Raw genomic sequence first — 15,402 nt, 5'->3', positions numbered from 1 at the left:
CCGCCACGCGCCGGATTGCGCCTGGCCGGAAAAAGGAAACGGCCCCGCGCGGGGGCCGTCCCATTACTTGCGAAGCCCGAGCTTCGCGATGAGATCGCTGTAACGCGTCCCATCCTTCCGCTTGAGATAGTCGAGAAGGCTGCGACGCTTGTTGACCAGCATCAGGAGGCCGCGGCGCGAATGATTGTCCTTCGCATGGCTCTTGAAATGCTCGGTCAGGTTGTTGATGCGCTCGGTAAGCAGCGCGACCTGGACCTCGGGCGAACCCGTGTCGCCTTCGGCGCGGGCATGTTCCTTGATCAGCGCTTCCTTGCGCTCCAGCGTAATCGACATCGCGTCATTCCTTTCATCTACAGGTTGAAGCCGCGCACCACCCGGACTTCCGGTCCGGAGACCTCCACCAATGCGACGGGGACGGTGCCCTCGGTCGCTAGATGCAGGCCCTGATGCTTGGCGATCCCGATCAGCTTCCGCCCCTCGCGGAGCGCCCTTGCCTGATCGGGGGAGACGGTGAGAGCCGGGATGTCGTCCAGCCCCGCCGTCAGCGGCAAGAGTATGTCTTCAAGAGCGCGGCCCTTAGCGGCTTCGCCCAATTTGTCCAGCGAAATCGCGGATGCGACGGTGAAAGGGCCAGCCTTGGTGCGGCGGAGCATGGTCACATGGCCCACCGTACCGAGAGCCCGCGCGATGTCCCGCGCCAGGCTGCGGATATAGGTACCCTTCGAGACATGGGCGGTGAGGGTGATTTCCGAGAGACGCCCTTCATCCTCCCCGGATGAAATGGAGAGCGCATGGATCACCACGCTCCGCGTCTTGATCTCGAACGTCTCGCCTGCCCTTGCGCGGTCATAGGCGCGTTCGCCGTCGACCTTGATCGCCGAATAGGCCGGCGGGACCTGCTCGATCGGGCCGGTGAAGCGGGGTAGCACCGCCAGCACGTCCGCTTGCCTCGGCAGCACCTCCGACGTGGCGATCGCTTTGCCTTCCAGGTCGAGCGTATCCGTTTCGGTGCCGAAGCGGATGGTGAAATCATAAATCTTGTCGCTGTCGAGCATGTGACCGGCCAGCTTGGTCGCCTCGCCGATCGCGACCGGCAACACGCCGGTGGCGAGCGGATCGAGCGTGCCGCCATGACCGACCTTATAGCGCGCTTCCCCCGCTGTGCGCAGCGCGCGCTTCACCGCGGAGACGGCCTGGGTCGAACCGAGGCCGTGGGGTTTGTCGATTATGATCCAGCCGTGCATCGGCGCGCGCCTTTAGCGGCGTCGCGCCTATGATGCCACCCGTCGGCGCGCGTTTATTTGCCCTTGTGCGGCTTCTGGGGCGGGCCCGCGCTGGCGACCAGATCGGTCACCGGGCAGCGCTGGCCGCGCACGACCACGCTCGAAAATTTGTCGAACGTATCGATGCCGCGGGTCTCGAAGCCGATGCCTTCGGCATAGGGCAGATCCGTGCAGGGCGACATCAGCGAGGCATAATACCAGCGGTTGTGGACGTCCTGCACGTAAAGCCCATGGTCGCCGTCGGCCCGCCAGTCGCGGATGCCGCCATGGTTGACGAAGGGGATGCTGATGTCGGCGGGCGCCGCAGCGCGCGCCGGTGGGATCGAGACACCGATGACACCGCAAGCCAATGCGGCGGCGCCGATGATCGATGCGATGAGAGTCTTCTGGGTCATGAGGAGACCTTATATCGTCGGCCCTGAACCCAGGCTGAGCGACGCGGTCAGCCGGCGGCAATCTGGCCCCAGCCGAGCCCGATCGCATGGGCGCGGACCGCCGCGGGCCACGCCGCGCTCTCGGCCTCGAATCGGGCCCGGTCGTCCGCATAGAGAGCGCGGATCGCCTCCTCATAGCCGGGCCGGTCGCCGGCCATGACGGTGAGGAAACGATAGGCAGCGTCGCGGCCGGCGGCGGTGCCGTCATCGGCCTTGCGCGCCGCCTCGACCAGCCGGCGCAGTGCCGCGGAGGCGCCGCCCGGCTGCGCCGCGAGCCAATCCCAATGGCGGGGCAGCAGCGTCACCTCGCGCGCGGTAACGCCGAGGCTCGGGCGGCCGCGGGTGCGCGGCTGCTCCGCGGGCGGTTGGGGCGCGGCGCGCGGCAGATCGACCTGGCAGCCGTCGCCGTCGTCGAAGACGAGAAGATCGCTGGCGCGCGGCAGGGGCGGCAATGTGCTGAGCGCGGCGAGCACCTCCTCTTCCGAACCGGTGGCAAGCCACATGTCGTTGGCGAAGGCGGTATAGGTCGTCATGGCGTCACTCCGTGGAATGTGGCCATTTATACCCGGATATTATCTGAGTCAATAAGACCCGGGTGAAATTATCCCGGTTGCCATTCGTCGCGGAGCAGGCCGAAGATCACCGTGTCGCGCACATGGCCGGTCCAGGTGATCCGTTCCTGCCTGAGCACTCCTTCGCGCACTGCGCCGAGCTTGGCGACGGCGGCCTGGGATCGGGCGTTGCGCTGGTCCACCTTGAATTCGATGCGGCGAAAGCCTTCGGCGAAGGCATGATCGATCATCAGTCGCTTGATCCGCCGGTTGAGGCCGGTGCCGCGGGCACGTGGAACGATATAGCTGTTGCCGATCTCCAGCACGCCGCGCGGGGCATCGACGCCGAGATAGGCGGTCATGCCGATCACCTGACCGCCGAGCCGGATGGCGAAGGGCAGGCGTGCCGCGTTGGCAAGCAGCGCATCGAAGGTCGCGTCGAATCGGTCAGGGGCATAGGAGGTCGGGTAGATCTCCCAGATCGCATCGTCTTCGCGGCAGGCGGCGCGCAGCCCTTCGCGATGGGCCTCGGTCAGCGGAACGAGGTCGAGTTCGCCGTCGGCGAGCCCTTCGTGCAGCGCCATGCGCTCAATCCCCGGACGGATCGAGGTCGCGCGCTACCTTGGGATCGCGCAGCAGCATATCGATGCGGCTGCCCTCGTCGAAACTCTCGTCGGCCAGGAATTTGAGCTTCGCGGCATATTTGAGGTTCACCCGCCGCGCGACCTCGCGCTGCAGATAGGCGGTGTTGGTGCGCAGCGCCTTCACCACGGCTTCCTCCTCGTCGCCGAGCAGCGGCTTCACGAAGACGGTGGCATGGCGCAGGTCCGGCGACATGCGCACTTCGGTGATCGACACCATGTGGCGGGCGAGCACATCGTCATGCACCTCGCCGCGGGAGAGGATGTCGGAAAGCGCATGGCGCACCTGCTCGCCGACGCGCAGCGTGCGGATGGACTGGGTTTCGGGAGATTCGGTACGGGGCATGATCATTGTCCTGCTTCCCTCTCCCCGTGGGGAGAGGGAAAGGGATCACAGCGTGCGAGCGCGTTCCTCGACCTCGAACGTCTCGAGGAAGTCGCCCGGCTTGATGTCGGTCGAGCCCTCGAGGGTGACGCCGCACTCCAGGCCGGCGCGCACTTCCGGCACGTCGTCCTTGAAGCGGCGCAGCGACGCGATCGCACCATTGTAGATGATCACGTCGTCGCGCGTCAGGCGAGCCCGCAGCGCCTTGCGGATATAGCCCTCGGTGACGAGCAGGCCGGCGGCCTTGCCATGCTTGCCCGCCGAGAAGACCTCGCGGACTTCGGCGCGGCCGACCACGGTCTCGAAATATTCCGGACCGAGCTGGCCGGCCATGGCGGCGCGGATCTCGTCGAGCAGATCGTAGATCACGTCATAATATTTGAGCGCGACCTGATCGCGCGTCGCGATCTCGCGGGCCTTGGCATTGGCGCGCACGTTGAAGCCGATGATCGGCGCCTTCGAAGCGGCTGCCAGCGTGACGTCGCTCTCGGTGATGCCGCCGACGCCCGCGTGCAGGATGCGCACCTGGATATCGTCGGTCGAAATCTTGTTGAGCGAGCCGACGATGGCTTCCACCGAACCTTGCGTGTCGGCCTTCACCACCACCGGATATTGCTGGGCCTGCTTCTCGCGCAGCGCGGAGAACATCGATTCCAGCGAGGCCGGAGCCGCGGTCGTCCGCTTCTGGTGGATGACGCCGGCACGATAGGCCGCGACCTCACGGGCGCGCGCCTCGCTTTCGACCACCGACAGCGGATCGCCCGCGCCCGGCACGCCGGACAGGCCGAGCACCTCGACGGGTGTCGAAGGCAGAGCCTCCTTCACCTGCTGACCCTTGTCGTTGATCAGCGCGCGAACCTTGCCGCTTTCCGCACCGACGACGAAGATGTCGCCGACGCGCAGCGTGCCGCGGCCGACCAGGATCGTCGCGACCGCGCCGCGGCCCTTGTCGAGCTGCGCTTCCACGACGGTGCCTTCGGCGGCGCGATCGGGGTTGGCCTTGAGCTCCATCAGCTCGGCCTGCAGCTCGATCTTGTCGATCAGCTCGTCGAGGCCGGTTCTCTTGAGCGCCGAGACCTCGACCTCCTGCACGTCGCCGCCCATGCTTTCCACCTGGACGTCATATTGCAGCAGGGCCTCGCGCACGCGCTGCGGATTGCCGCCCGGCTTGTCGACCTTGTTGATCGCCACGATCATCGGCACGCCGGCCGCCTTGGTGTGGTTGATCGCCTCGATCGTCTGCGGGCGGATGCCGTCGTCGGCGGCCACCACGATCACCACGATATCGGTGATGTTGGCGCCGCGGGCGCGCATCTCGCTGAACGCCTCATGGCCCGGCGTGTCCAGGAAGGTGATCTTCTGGCCGGACTTCACCGTCACCTGATAGGCGCCGATATGCTGGGTGATGCCGCCGGCCTCGCCCGCCGCGACGTCGGTGCCGCGCAGCGCGTCGAGCAGGCTGGTCTTGCCGTGATCGACATGGCCCATGATCGTGACCACCGGCGGACGCGGCTTCAGCGTCTCGTCGGCATCCACGTCATGCTCGGTGACGAGATCCACGTCGCTGTCCGACACGCGGCGCATATTGTGGCCGAATTCGGTGACGAGCAGCTCGGCCGTGTCCTGGTCGATCGAGGCGTTGATCGTGACGGGCATGCCCATCTTGAACAGCGCCTTCACCAGGTCCGCGCCGCGCTCGGCCATGCGGTTGGCGAGCTCGCCGACCGTGATCGTCTCGGGCACGTTGACGTCGCGCACCTGCTTCGCCTGCATGGCGGAGCCCATGTGTGCGCGCTTGTCCTTCTCGCGGGCGCGTTTGAGCGCAGCAAGGCTGCGCGCACGCGCGCCGCCATCACCATCGTCGAGCGCCTTGGTGACCGTGAGCTTGCCGGACTGCCGCCGGTCGTCGCCCTTGCGGTCGCGAGTCGGTTTGGGCGGCGAGGGCCGGGGCGGCGGCGTGACCGGGGTGAAACGGCGGGGCGGCGGCGCGGCAGATGTGGTGCTGGCCGGGGCGGCGCCGGCAGGACGGCGCTCGCCAGCCTGCGCGGTGGCGGGAGCGGCAGAGGCCGCAGGCGCGGCCGGTGCCGTCTGGGACGTGGCAGCGGATGCCGTTTCGGACGTCGCAGGAGCCTCGGAAGCCTTGCGCGCCTCCTCTTCCGCGGCGACGCGAGCGTCCTCCTCGGCCTTGCGGGCCTCTTCCTCCGCACGGCGATTGTCTTCCGCGCGGCGCTTTTCTTCTTCGGTCGCTTCCTGGCGGGCGCGCTCCTCGCGTCGACGCGTCTCCTCGAGCGCGTTCATGCGCGCTTCCTCGGCCTCGCGGAGCAGCTTCGCCTGCAGTTCCTGACGGGAAAGCAGGTCGTTGGAGCTTGCCGGACGGATCGGCGGCGGCGTCTGCGGCGTCACCGGGCGCGGCGCAGGGGCCGCCGGCGCGGCCTGCGCCGGCTTCTGCTGGACCGGCGGCGGGGCGACGGGCTCGGGTGCCGATTCGGCCTGCGGCTCCGCTTCGCCGGGTTTGCCCAGGAAGCGACGGCGCTTCACCTCGACGACGACGGTGTTGGACCGGCCATGGCTGAAGCTCTGCTTCACCTTGCCCGTCTCCACCGTGCGCTTGAGGCCCAGCGGCGCGCGCATACCCAGTTTCGGCTTATCGTTATCGCTCATCTAGAAATCCGAACCCTTCACTTCTTCATGCGCCGATGGGCCTTGCGAGGTTGTTTCGCAAGGCTCACGCTCATCACCCAGGCCAATAAAGCTACGCCACCGCCCCAGCGCGTGCGACACACGCGCGGCAGCGGCGGGAGCTATCAACGCGATATGTACCACATTTTCGCGGCCTACCGCCATTGACAATATGGCGCGGCTGACCGGGATTACTACTCCCTCTTCGCCGCTGCCTTCGATTCCGAGACCCACGCGCAGCGCCTGATCCAGCTTGCGCGAACCGTCGACCGCCGCATCCTTCGCGTGGATCAGCATTTCGACTGTTCCCTTGCGGGCAGCGTCGCCGATCCGCTCCGCACCGGTCAGCAAAGTGCCGGCCCGTGCCTCGAGGCCGAGTCGGTCGAGCGCGGCGCGCTGCAGCGCGGCTTCGATCTGCTGCGGCAGATCATCGGGAATCACGATCTTCGCGGTTTTGAACGCGCGGGCCAGGGCGCCCTTCAGCTTGCCCTTGGCGATCGCTGCTTCCAGCGCGACGCGATCGACGCCGATCCAGGCACCGCGGCCCGGCGCCTTGGCGCGCACGTCGGGGGCGACGGTTCCGTCCGGGCCGAGCGCCAGCCGGATGAGATCCTGGCGCGGCGCCTTCTCGCCGGACAGCACGCATTTGCGCTCGGGTTCGTGTGGATCCTCCGCCCGGGATCCGGCGGGCACGACGTTTCCATCGGGCGCAAGGCCGCGTTTCGCGCCGCCGGCACGATGACGCGGGCTCCGGGGCGCGGAGCCGGCGGGGGTGGCGTCTAGGCCGTTGCGGTGTTCATCGTGTGCCATCCGCCGAAGCGACCTCCTGCTTGGGCGGAGCGGCAGGGTCGGCGATCAGGAGACCGCCGGATCCGTAATTCTCCGTGGAAAGCTCGGTAATGTTGACCTGCACGGCGCTCGCCGGCTTGCCGAGATGCTCGCCGAGCGCGCGCGTGACATCCGCGACGATCGCGGCCTTCTGCTCGCGGGTCGCGGAGCCGGCGATGCGGATGTCGACGAAGGGCATCAGGCGGCGCCCTCCCCGGTCACTTCAGGCTCGTCCGCGAACCAGTGCGCCCGCGCGGCCATGATGATCTCGTTGCCCTGCTCCTCGGAAAGGCCATATTCGGCGAGCACGCCGCCCTTCTCGCCCTCGCCGCCGCTGTTGCGGCGGCGCGGTTCGACCCGCTTCTTCTGGATCAGCTCGTCGGTGGCGAGGTCGGCGAGATCGTCGAGCGTCTTGATGCCCGCCTTGCCGAGCGTGACCAGCATCGCCTCGGTGAGATAGGGCAGCTCGGCCAGCGCATCCTCGACGCCCAGCGCGCGGCGCTCCTCGCGCGACGCGGCCTCGCGGCGCTCCAGCGCTTCCTGCGCGCGGCTCTGCAGCTCGCTGGCCAACTCCTCGTCGAAGCCCTCGATCGAGGCGAGCTCGTCGGTCTCGACATAGGCCACTTCCTCGAGCGCGCCGAAGCCTTCGGCGACCAGCAACTGGGCCAGCGTCTCGTCCACGTCCAGTTCGTTCTGGAACATCTCGGAGCGTTCGACGAATTCGCGCTGGCGCTTCTCGCTCGCGTCCGCCTCGGTGAGGATGTCGATGGCCGAACCGGTCAGCTGGCTCGCGAGCCGCACATTCTGGCCGCGCCGGCCGATGGCGAGGCTGAGCTGGTCGTCGGGCACGACCACCTCGATGCGCGATTCCTCCTCGTCGATCACGACCCGGCTGACATGCGCGGGCTGCAGCGCGTTGACGACGAAGGTCGCGGTGTCGGGCGACCAGGGGATGATGTCGATCTTCTCGCCCTGCATCTCCTGCACGACGGCCTGCACGCGGCTGCCCTTCATGCCGACGCAGGCGCCGACCGGATCGATCGAGCTGTCATGGCTGATCACGCCGATCTTGGCGCGGCTGCCTGGATCGCGCGCGGCGGCCTTGATCTCGATCACGCCGTCGTAGATCTCGGGCACTTCCTGCGCGAACAGCTTCTTCATGAAGTCGGGATGCGCGCGGCTCAGGAAGATCTGGGGCCCGCGATTCTCGCGCACCACGCGCAGGATCAGGCTGCGGATGCGGTCGCCGACGCGCACCACCTCGCGCGGGATCTGCGCGTCGCGGCGGATCACGCCCTCGGCGCGGCCCAGGTCGACGACGACATGGCCGAACTCGACGCGCTTGACGACGCCGGTGATGATCTCGCCCGCGCGGTCCTTGAACTCGTCATATTGGCGCTCGCGCTCCGCATCGCGGACCTTCTGGAAGATCACCTGCTTGGCGGCCTGCGCGGCGATGCGGCCGAACTCGATCGGCGGCAGCGGATCGACGATATAGTCGCCGACGACCGCGCCCTTCTGCAGCTTCTGCGCGTCCTTGACCGAGACCTGCTTGAAATAGTCGTCGACCTGCTCGACCACCTCGACGACGCGCCACAGCCGCATGTCGCCCGATTTCGGGTCGATCTTGGCGCGGATGTCGTTCTCGGCGCCGTAGCGGGCACGGGCCGCGCGCTGGATCGCATCCTCCATCGATTCGATCACGATCGCGCGATCGATCAGCTTCTCGCGCGCGACCGCGTCGGCGATGGCGAGCAGCTCGGCCTTGTTGGCGGAAATGGCGGTGGCCATGGCGAAAACCCTATCCTTCCGTTGAAATCCTGTCCGCGCCCTCGGTGGAGAGGGGCGCGGTGGCCTTGATGAGAGCGTCGGTCAGGATCAGCTTTGCGCTGGCGATAGCCTCCAGCGGCACGGCGATCTCACCGAGCTTGCTTACATGGAATCGCACATCGGCGCCATCGCGTCCTATGAGCTTTCCGTCGAATTGCTTGCGTCCCTCGATCGTCCGGGCGAGCTTCACCCGGGCGTCGAAGCCGGCCCAGTCGGCGAAGTCCTGCGGCCGGGTGAGCGGCCGGTCGATCCCGGGCGAGCTCACTTCCAGCCGATAGGCTTCCTCGATCGGATCGGCTTCGTCCAGCCGCTCCGAGATACGGCGACTCAGCGCCTCGCAATCGCTGAGGTCGAGCTGGCGCGTGTCCGGCCGCTCGGCCATCACCTGGAGCGTGGGATCGGACTTGCCGCCGAACATCGCGACGCGCACGAGCGACAGGCCGAGCGCTTGCGCTTCCGGCTCGATCAGCTTCGTCAATGCGGCGATGTCCGCCATACCACTCCTGTCAAAACGATATGCCTCTTCGGCGCCGGTCCCTTTCGGAGCCGGCCTCGGCAAAGTTACCAATGTCGAGAGAACGATGGCGATATAGGCGAAGTCGCACCGCGCAGCAAGGGGCCGGGATGACGAGGTTGTCAGGAGTGTGCCTCCATCATCAGCGCCGCATCGGGCCGCGCCAGCACCACCAAGGCCAATCCCGCAGCAACTGCCCGTTCGACCGCCAGTGATGTCGGTGCGGATATGGTCACCAGCGTCGAAGCGCCGGCCAGCACGGCCTTCTCGACGATCTCGTAGCTGCAGCGCGACGTGGTGAGCAGGAAGCCGTCCGCCGGATTACGGCCGGCCCGCGCCAGCGCGCCGATCAGCTTGTCGAGCGCATTGTGCCGGCCGACATCCTCCCGCACCAGCGCGACCCTGCCGTCGGCCTCGCAATAGGCGGCGGCGTGGACGGCGCCGGTCGCGGCGTTGAGCGGCTGGTGCTGCGAAAGCGCGCCGAGCGCGGCGAAGATCGCGCGTTGCTCGATCGCCGGCCGCGTGGGCAGATGCGGCAGCGGCCGCGCCACCTGCTCCAGATTGTCGAGCCCGCACAGGCCGCAGCTGCTTTCGGAGACGCGCGTGCGCACCCGCTCGATCACCGCCTCCATGCGATCGGCTGGGAGGGTGACGCGCACGATCCAGCCGGCGGGATGGGCGTGGACGTCGATCGCCTCGATCTGCGCGTGCGAATCGACCAGTCGCTCGGCGAGCGCGAAGCCGGTGACGAAATCCTCGAGGTCGCTCGGCGTCGCCATCATCACCGCATAGCCGATGCCGTTGAACTCGATCGACACCGGCGCCTCGACCGGCACCGCGCGGGTTGCGGCGTCGCGTGTGCCGTCTGGGCGCAGGACGGTGACGGCGTGGTCGGAATGTTCGGTCATGCTCTTCTCCTTATCCTCCCCATCGCAGATGGGGAGGGGGACCACCCGCAGGGTGGTGGAGGGGAAATCGACGCTCGATCGGAAAGCGGCGGTCCTGCCGCGAGGAGGGAGTTTCCCCTCCACCGCGCTACGCGCGGTCCCCCTCCCCAGCAAGGCTGGGGAGGATGAGGCTGGGGCGGCGGAGGCTCACTGCACCGTCCGCAGCCGCTCGACCGCCGCGCGCGCCACCGGCGTCAGCCCTTCGGGGGCCGCCAGAATCATCGCCTTCATCCTGGGATCCCAAAACGCCTTGATATGATCGGCGACGGCCACGATCGCCTGCGGCTCGGGCTGGGTCGCGACGTTGCGCGCGATCTGGTTGGCCATGTAGACCAGCCGTTCCTGGCTGTTCATTCGGCCGCCTCTGCCGTCTCGATCCGGCGCGCGCGTTCGGACAGCGCCTCATAATCCTCCTGCCAGTGGCTGGGGCCATTGGAGGGCGAGACCTGCACCGCCGTGACCTTGTACTCGGGGCAGTTGGTGGCCCAGTCCGAATAGTCGGTGGTCACCACATTGGCCTGGGTCTGGGGATGGTGGAAGGTGGTGTAGACCACGCCCGGCGCCACCCGGTCGGTGACCAGCGCGCGCAAGCTGGTCTCGCCGGCGCGCGAGGCGAGGCGCACCCAGTCGCCGTCCTTGAGGCCGCGATCCTCGGCATCGACCGGATGGATCTCCAGCCGGTCCTCGGGATGCCAGGCGGTGTTGGCGGTGCGCCGCGTCTGCGCTCCGACATTATAATGGCTGAGGATGCGGCCGGTGGTGAGCAGCAGCGGATAGCGCGGGCCGGTCTTCTCGTCGGTCGGCACATAGTCGGTGACGACGAACTTGCCCTTGCCGCGCACGAAGCCGTCGATGTGCATCACCGGCGTGCCGTCGGGCGCCTTGTCGTTGGCGGGCCACTGGATCGATCCCAGTTCGTCGAGCCGCGCGAAGCTCACGCCGGCGAAGCTGGGGGTGAGCCGGGCGATCTCGTCCATCACCTCGCTCGGATGACGGTAATTCCAGTCGAGCCCCAGCGCGCGGGCCAGCAATTGCGTCACCTCCCAGTCGGCATGGCCATTCAGCGGCTCCATCACCTTGCGCACCGGCTGGATGCGCCGCTCGGCATTGGTGAAGGTGCCGTCCTTCTCGAGGAAGGTCGAGCCGGGCAGGAAGATGTGCGCGTAATTCGCCGTCTCGTTCAGGAAGAGGTCCTGCACGATCACGCATTCCATCGCGGCGAGGCCGGCGGCGACGTGGCTCGTGTTGGGGTCGGACTGGAGGATGTCCTCGCCCTGCACGTAGAGCGCCTTGAACGCGCCGTCGACGGCGGCATCGAGCATGTTGGGGATGCGCAGGCCCGGCTCGGGATCGATCGCGACGCCCCAGTCCGCCTCGAACAGCGCGCGGGCGTCGGGATCGGAGACGTGGCGGTAGCCCGACAATTCGTGCGGGAAGCTGCCCATGTCGCAGGCGCCCTGGACATTGTTCTGGCCGCGCAGCGGATTCACGCCGACGCCCGGCCGGCCGATATTGCCCGTCGCCATGGCGAGGTTGGCGATCGCCATCACCGTCGAGCTACCCTGGCTGTGCTCGGTGACGCCGAGGCCATAATAGATCGCGGCATTGCCGCCGGTCGCGTAGAGCCGCGCCGCGCCGCGCAGCTCGGCGGGATCGACCAGGGTGACGGCCGCCAGCGTCTCCGGGCTGTTCTCCGGCCGGGAGACGAACTCGGCCCACTCCTGATACTCGTCCCAGTCGCAGCGTTCGCGGACGAAGGCTTCGTCGGCAAGGCCCTCGGTGACGATGGTGTGCGCCATGGCGGTAAGCACCGCGACATTGGTGCCGGGCCTGAGCGGCAGATGATGCGCCGCCTCGATATGGGGCGAGCGGACCAGATCGGTCCGGCGCGGATCGACGACGATCAGCCTGGCGCCGGGTTGTCCGTTTTTTGGGCGAAGACGCCGCTTCATCCGGCTGGCGAACACGGGATGGCCGTCGGTCGGATTGGCGCCGATCACCAGGATCACGTCGGCCTGCATCACGCTGTCGAAATCCTGCGTGCCGGCCGACGTGCCGAAGGTGGTCTTGAGCCCGTAGCCGGTCGGCGAGTGGCAGACGCGCGCGCAGGTATCGACATTATTGTTGCCGAAGCCCGCGCGGATCAGCTTCTGGACGAGGAAGGTCTCCTCATTGGTGCAGCGCGAGGAGGTGATGCCGCCCACCGAGCGGCGGCCATATTTCGCCTGGATGCGCTTCAGCTCCGATGCGGCATGTGCAAAGGCCTCGTCCCACGAGACCTCGCGCCACGGCTGGTCGATCGACGCGCGGATCATCGGCCGGGTGATGCGTTCCTTGTGTGTCGCATAGCCCCAGGCGAAGCGGCCCTTGACGCAGCTGTGGCCGCGATTGGCCTTGCCGTCCTTCCACGGCACCATGCGCACCAGCTGCTCGCCCCGCATCTCGGCGCGGAAGGTGCAGCCGACGCCGCAATAGGCGCAGGTGGTGACGACCGCGCGTTCCGGCGTACCGATCTCGATCAGCGATTTCTCGGAGAGCGTCGCGGTCGGGCAGGCCTGCACGCAGGCGCCGCAGGACACGCATTCGGAGCCGAGGAAATCGTCGCTGGCAAGGCCGGCCGAGACCTTCGATCCGAAGCCGCGGCCCTCGATGGTGAGCGCCAGCGTGCCCTGTACTTCGTCACATGCGCGCACGCAGCGCGAGCAGACGATGCACTTGGACGGATCGAAATCGAAATAGGGGTTGGACTGGTCCTTCGCCTGGCCGAGATGGGTCGCGCCCTCCTTGCCGTAGCGCACGTCGCGCAGGCCGACCGCGCCCGCCTGATCCTGCAGCTCGCAATCCCCGTTCGCGGCGCAGGTCAGGCAATCGAGCGGGTGGTCGGAGATATAGAGCTCCATCACGCCCTTGCGCAGCTTCTGCAGCCGCGGCGTCTGGGTATGCACCACCATGCCCTCGGCGACGGGCGTCGTGCAGGACGCGGGCGTGCCGCGCGCGCCATCGATCTCGACGAGGCACAGCCGGCAGGAGCCGAACTGCTTGAGGCTGTCGGTGGCGCAGAGTTTGGGGATCGCCGTCCCGATCTCGGCCGCAGCGCGCATCACGGTGGTTCCGGCGGGCACCGTCACCGGGCGGCCGTCGACGGTGAGCGTGACCGCCTTGTCCGAATGCGCTTCGGGCGTGCCGAAATCGGCCTGTCTGGAATAGGTCATGCCTCGCTCCCGGCGGGTGCGGTCTCGGCGGCGCCGCCGAAATCCTCGGGGAAATGGTGAAGCGCGCTCAGCACCGGATAGGGGGTGAAACCGCCGAGCGCGCAGAGCGATCCGAATTTCATCGTCTCGCACAGGTCTTCGATTAGGGTGAGGGCGGCGGTCAGCTCCGCTTGCCCCTTCTCCGTTTGCACTGAGCTTGTCGAAGTGCTCCCTTTCTTTTCGGCCGTCGAAAGAGAAGGGAGGGGTTGACCTGCGGTCGACTGCGTCCCGACAAGCTCAGCCCGAACGGGAGTAGGGGCGGCGGCTCTGGCAGCAATGATCCGATCGATCGTCTCCACCCCGCGCGTCGAGCCGAGCCGGCAGGGCGTGCACTTGCCGCAGCTTTCCGCCGCGCAGAACGCCATCGCGAAGCGCGCCTGCCGCGCCATGTCGACACTGTCGTCGAACACGGTGATGCCGCCATGGCCGATCAGCCCGTCGCGTGCCGCGAAGGCCTCGTAATCGAACGGCGTGTCGAACAGCGAAGGCGGGAAATAGGCGCCGAGCGGCCCGCCGACCTGCACCGCACGCACTGATCGGCCGCTCGCGGTGCCGCCGCCGATGTCGATCACCAGCTCGCCGAGCGTCGCGCCGAACGCGGTCTCGAACAGACCGCCCTGGCGGATGTTGCCGGCGAGCTGGATCGGCATCGTCCCGCGCGACCGGCCCATGCCGAACTCGGCATAGGCCTCCGGTCCCTCGGCGAGGATGAAGGGGATCGCCGCGAGGGTGAGGACGTTGTTGATCACCGTCGGCCGCCCGAACAGCCCTTCATGCGCGGGCAGCGGCGGCTTGGCGCGGACCTCGCCGCGCCTGCCCTCGATCGAGTTGAGCAGCGAGGTCTCCTCGCCGCAGACATAGGCGCCCGCGCCCTCGCGTATCTCGATCGCGAAGGGCGCGACGATCCCGGCAGACGCCTCGACAGCCGCGCGCATCTTGGCGATGGCGTGTGGATATTCGGAGCGGATGTAGACGAAGGCCTTGTTCGCGCCGGTGGCGAACCCGGCGATCGCCATGCCTTCGATCAGGCAATAGGGATCGCCCTCCATCAGCATGCGATCGGCGAAGGTGCCGCTGTCGCCCTCGTCCGCGTTGCAGACGATATATTTGACCGGGCCGGCCGCCTCGGCGACGGTCTTCCACTTGATCCCGGCGGGAAAGCCCGCGCCGCCGCGGCCGCGCAGGCCCGAGCGGGTGACGGCATCGAGCACCGCGGCGGGGCCGATTTCCCGCGCGCGCTCGAGACCCCGCCAGCCGCCGGTCGCGCGATAGTCGCCGAGATCGAGCGGGCGGGTGCGGCCTGCGCGGGCGAAGGTGAGGCGGGTCTGGGCGGCGATGAAGGGGTGCCCGTCGACCGGGCCGAGCGCGAGATGCTCGGCCTCGCCGGCGAGTATGGCGGGCACGTCGGCGGCGGTGACCGGGCCGTAGCCGGTCCGCACGCCACCCCGCTCCACCTCCAGCAGCGGCTCCAGCCAGTGCATGCCCCAGCTACTGGTGCGGCGGATCTCCGCGTCGGGCGCATGGGCGCGCAGCGCCGCGGCGACCCGCTCGGCGCCGCAGGCCAGCGCGAGGGCGTCGTCCGAGAGGAAGAAGACCAGGCTCATAGCGCTGCCACCAGCGCATCGATCGCCCCGGCGTCGAGCCGGGCGTGGAGATGATCGCGGCCGGTCAGCGCATTGGGGCCGACCGAGCAGAGGCCGAGGCAATAGACCGTCTCGATCGCGATGCGATCGCCGGCGACGGCCTCGGCGTGGACGGCCAGCGCATCGGCGCCGCGCGCCTGGCAGGATTCGGCGCGACAGAGCTTCAGCACCGGGCGCGGCTCGGGCGCGTCGCGGAAATCATGGTAGAAGCTCACCACGCCATGCACCTCGGCCCGGCTGAGGTTCAGCACATGGGCGACGAGGCGGACCGCCTCCTCCGGGATCCAGCCGAACTCGGCCTGGAGATCGTGGAGGATCGGCAGTAACGGCCCTTCGCGCGCCGCATGGCGCGCGATCAGCGCACGCGCGATATGTTCGTCGAAATCGACCATGATCCAGCCTTGTGCGCCGGGTGG

Annotated in this window: 16 protein-coding genes; all 16 read right to left on the bottom strand. The window is 68.1% G+C overall.

Going from position 1 to position 15,402, the window contains the following annotated elements; genetic code table 11:
• Window positions 1–63: 63 nt before the first annotated feature.
• Complete coding sequence (rpsO, locus tag GQY20_RS09000) at window positions 64–333, bottom strand: 30S ribosomal protein S15 (protein WP_157216704.1); 270 nt, start codon at window positions 331–333, stop codon at window positions 64–66.
• A 17-nt stretch (window positions 334–350) separates the two neighbouring features.
• On the bottom strand, window positions 351–1,244 hold the full coding sequence (truB, locus tag GQY20_RS08995; RefSeq protein WP_157216703.1) for a tRNA pseudouridine(55) synthase TruB: 894 nt from the start codon (window positions 1,242–1,244) through the stop codon (window positions 351–353).
• A 53-nt stretch (window positions 1,245–1,297) separates the two neighbouring features.
• Window positions 1,298–1,678 (bottom strand): DUF6491 family protein, encoded by a 381-nt coding sequence (locus GQY20_RS08990; RefSeq protein WP_157216702.1) that lies wholly within the window; start codon window positions 1,676–1,678, stop codon window positions 1,298–1,300.
• Between the two features lie 47 nt (window positions 1,679–1,725).
• A complete protein-coding gene (locus GQY20_RS08985) occupies window positions 1,726–2,250 on the bottom strand; it encodes a DUF2239 family protein (RefSeq protein WP_157216701.1) in 525 nt (174 codons plus the stop codon).
• Between the two features lie 68 nt (window positions 2,251–2,318).
• Complete coding sequence (locus GQY20_RS08980; protein ID WP_157216700.1) at window positions 2,319–2,852, bottom strand: GNAT family N-acetyltransferase; 534 nt, start codon at window positions 2,850–2,852, stop codon at window positions 2,319–2,321.
• Between the two features lie 4 nt (window positions 2,853–2,856).
• Window positions 2,857–3,255, bottom strand: coding sequence for a 30S ribosome-binding factor RbfA (rbfA, locus tag GQY20_RS08975; RefSeq protein ID WP_157216699.1), 399 nt, complete (start codon window positions 3,253–3,255; stop codon window positions 2,857–2,859).
• Between the two features lie 45 nt (window positions 3,256–3,300).
• The gene (infB, locus tag GQY20_RS08970) at window positions 3,301–5,955 is read right to left on the bottom strand and encodes a translation initiation factor IF-2 (protein ID WP_157216698.1); all 2,655 of its coding nucleotides are present in this window, start codon (window positions 5,953–5,955) and stop codon (window positions 3,301–3,303) included.
• Complete coding sequence (locus GQY20_RS08965; protein WP_232475968.1) at window positions 5,956–6,666, bottom strand: DUF448 domain-containing protein; 711 nt, start codon at window positions 6,664–6,666, stop codon at window positions 5,956–5,958.
• A gap of 103 nt (window positions 6,667–6,769) precedes the next feature.
• Window positions 6,770–7,000: a tautomerase family protein gene (locus GQY20_RS08960; RefSeq protein ID WP_157216696.1), complete on the bottom strand. Its 231-nt coding sequence runs from the start codon at window positions 6,998–7,000 to the stop codon at window positions 6,770–6,772.
• Window positions 7,000–8,592, bottom strand: a complete 1,593-nt coding sequence (gene nusA, locus GQY20_RS08955) for a transcription termination factor NusA (RefSeq protein WP_157216695.1) — start codon at window positions 8,590–8,592, stop codon at window positions 7,000–7,002. Before nusA ends, GQY20_RS08960 begins: the two co-directional genes overlap by 1 nt.
• A 10-nt stretch (window positions 8,593–8,602) precedes the next feature.
• Window positions 8,603–9,127 carry a ribosome maturation protein RimP gene (gene rimP / locus GQY20_RS08950; protein ID WP_157216694.1) on the bottom strand — a complete coding sequence of 175 codons (525 nt, stop codon included), beginning with the start codon at window positions 9,125–9,127 and terminating at the stop codon, window positions 8,603–8,605.
• Between the two features lie 140 nt (window positions 9,128–9,267).
• Complete coding sequence (fdhD, locus tag GQY20_RS08945) at window positions 9,268–10,053, bottom strand: formate dehydrogenase accessory sulfurtransferase FdhD (protein WP_157216693.1); 786 nt, start codon at window positions 10,051–10,053, stop codon at window positions 9,268–9,270.
• Between the two features lie 186 nt (window positions 10,054–10,239).
• Window positions 10,240–10,446 carry a formate dehydrogenase subunit delta gene (locus GQY20_RS08940; protein WP_232475967.1) on the bottom strand — a complete coding sequence of 69 codons (207 nt, stop codon included), beginning with the start codon at window positions 10,444–10,446 and terminating at the stop codon, window positions 10,240–10,242.
• Window positions 10,443–13,304: a formate dehydrogenase subunit alpha gene (fdhF, locus tag GQY20_RS08935; protein ID WP_157216692.1), complete on the bottom strand. Its 2,862-nt coding sequence runs from the start codon at window positions 13,302–13,304 to the stop codon at window positions 10,443–10,445. The genes GQY20_RS08940 and fdhF overlap by 4 nt, the downstream gene beginning before the upstream one ends.
• Window positions 13,301–14,947: a formate dehydrogenase beta subunit gene (locus GQY20_RS08930; protein ID WP_157216691.1), complete on the bottom strand. Its 1,647-nt coding sequence runs from the start codon at window positions 14,945–14,947 to the stop codon at window positions 13,301–13,303. Before GQY20_RS08930 ends, fdhF begins: the two co-directional genes overlap by 4 nt.
• A complete protein-coding gene (locus tag GQY20_RS08925; protein ID WP_157216690.1) occupies window positions 14,944–15,378 on the bottom strand; it encodes an NAD(P)H-dependent oxidoreductase subunit E in 435 nt (144 codons plus the stop codon). The genes GQY20_RS08930 and GQY20_RS08925 overlap by 4 nt, the downstream gene beginning before the upstream one ends.
• Window positions 15,379–15,402: the final 24 nt, after the last annotated feature.

Source organism: Flavisphingomonas formosensis, assembly GCF_009755815.1.
GTDB lineage: Bacteria > Pseudomonadota > Alphaproteobacteria > Sphingomonadales > Sphingomonadaceae > Flavisphingomonas > Flavisphingomonas formosensis.
This window is presented reverse-complemented; position numbering and strand designations above follow the sequence as displayed.